This window comes from Marinomonas sp. S3726 (assembly GCF_000967665.1).
Taxonomy (GTDB): domain Bacteria; phylum Pseudomonadota; class Gammaproteobacteria; order Pseudomonadales; family Marinomonadaceae; genus Marinomonas.
Map to the genome: position 1 here is coordinate 1 of NZ_JXYC01000073.1, position 1,876 is coordinate 1,876.

The 1,876-nt window shown below is 44.7% G+C and carries 3 protein-coding genes; all 3 read left to right on the forward strand.

The window, feature by feature from the left end:
* Positions 1-433: phage protease (locus TW85_RS25050; protein WP_046019869.1), on the forward strand; the 433-nt coding region annotated here is incomplete at its 5' end.
* A gap of 34 nt (positions 434-467) precedes the next feature.
* Entirely contained in the window at positions 468-1,376 is a 909-nt protein-coding gene (locus tag TW85_RS25055) for a Mu-like prophage major head subunit gpT family protein (RefSeq protein ID WP_046019870.1), read from the forward strand.
* A gap of 30 nt (positions 1,377-1,406) precedes the next feature.
* A complete protein-coding gene (locus tag TW85_RS25060; RefSeq protein WP_046019871.1) occupies positions 1,407-1,835 on the forward strand; it encodes an HI1506-related protein in 429 nt (142 codons plus the stop codon).
* The last annotated feature ends 41 nt before the right edge of the window (positions 1,836-1,876 follow it).

Here is a 1,876-nt window from a genome sequence, read left to right on the forward strand (position 1 = left end):
TGACAAGCTAAGTGCTGAACAGTCTTTAGCATCTCTAAAAGCAAACCCGCAAAGCTATGAAGTAGACCCCGCTAAATACGTCCCAGTGGGAGTTGTTACTGAAATGCAAACACAACTTGCCGCGTTAACAGCTCAAGTTGCAGTCGGTGGTTTGGATAAAGTGATTGAAGGTGCAATTGAAAGCGGCAAGCTCATTCCCGCGATGGAATCTTGGGCCCGTGATCTAGGTGAAAAAGATATGGCGGCATTAAACGCTTATTTAGATAAAGCCGCACCGATTGCTGCTTTAAAGAATCAACAGGCCGGAAAAGAAATACCGCCTAAAAAAGAAGATGAACACGGCCTGACGGATGAAGAAAAAAAAGCGGCAGACCTAACTGGGCGAAGCCATAAAGAGTACGCGGCTTTAAAAGCGGAACAAGCCAATTCATAAAAGCTAATTTACAAACTAAAAACGGGAGCCCAACATGGCAACTATTATTACTCCAGCGGTCATCACAGCACTTTTTACTTCATGGAACGCGGACTTTCAAAAAGGCTTAACAGGTGCTAAGCCGCAATACCAAAAAATCTGCATGGTAGTTAAGTCAACCACAGCATCAAATACGTACGGTTGGCTAGGTAAATTTCCAAACTTACGTGAATGGGTGGGTGACCGCGTCATTAAATCAATGAAAGCCCACGGTTATACCATCTCTAACAAAACGTTTGAAAGTACGGTGGGTGTGGGTCGTGATGATATTGAAGACGATAACGTCGGTGTTTACTCACCCGTTTTTGAAGAAATGGGCCGCGCGGTTGAAATTCAACCTGATGAGCTGGCGTTTGGTTTATTAAAGGCGGGAACAAGTACTTTATGTTATGACGGCCAAAACTATTTTGATACTGACCACCCTGTTTATCCTAATGTTGATGGCACGGGAACTGCCGAATCCGTCTCAAACTATGACGATAACGGCGGCTCGGGTACAACTTGGTACCTATTAGATACATCTCGCGCCGTTAAACCTGTCATTTTCCAAGACCGTCGTAAGCCTAACTTACAGTCAATGACTAAGTTAGACGATGAAAAAGTGTTTACCTCAAATGAATTCCGCTTTGGTGCAGACTGCCGCCGTAATGTTGGATTCTCATTCTGGCAACTTGCCTACGCATCTCGTAAAGAGCTCAACAGCGATAACTTATGGGCCGCGATTACTGCCATGCGTGAATATGAAGCGGACGGCGGGCAAAAATTAGGCGTAAAGCCCACTTTAATAGTTGTTCCCCCTGGTCTAGAAAAGCAAGCAACTCGAATGCTTGAGCGTGAATTAGATTCCAATAGTTCTAATGAGCTAAAAGGCCGTCTTGAATTGGTCGTAGCCGACTACTTATAAACCATATTTTTTCTGGGAGAGGTTAATGATATGCCGATTACGATTAAAGCAACGATTGAAGGTTATCGCCGTGCGGGTATGGCGCATTCTTCCGAGCCTACCACGCACCCTGATGGCACTTTTACAGAAGCCCAAATTAAACAACTTAAAGCCGACCCACGTATTTCCGTCAGCTTTAGTGACAAACCTTTATCCGACGAAGATACGTCAAATAAAGGTGCACCTTCGAAAGGGCCCATGGATGGGGAGCGCATTTCTGAGCTTGTAGCCTTGATTGAAGGGCTAGATAAAGAAGACCCTTCTCTTTGGAAGCAAGACAACACGCCTAAAGCAGCCGCATTTCCAGCGGGAGTTTCAGCAGAAGAGCGCACTCAAGCTTGGGAAGCTTATCTTGCAACGTTAGATATCAGTTCAAGTGAAGATGCGCCAAAAGACGAAAATTCAGACGGTGAGAAGTAATTATGGCGTATTGCAGCATTCAAGATTTAATTGATCGTTTT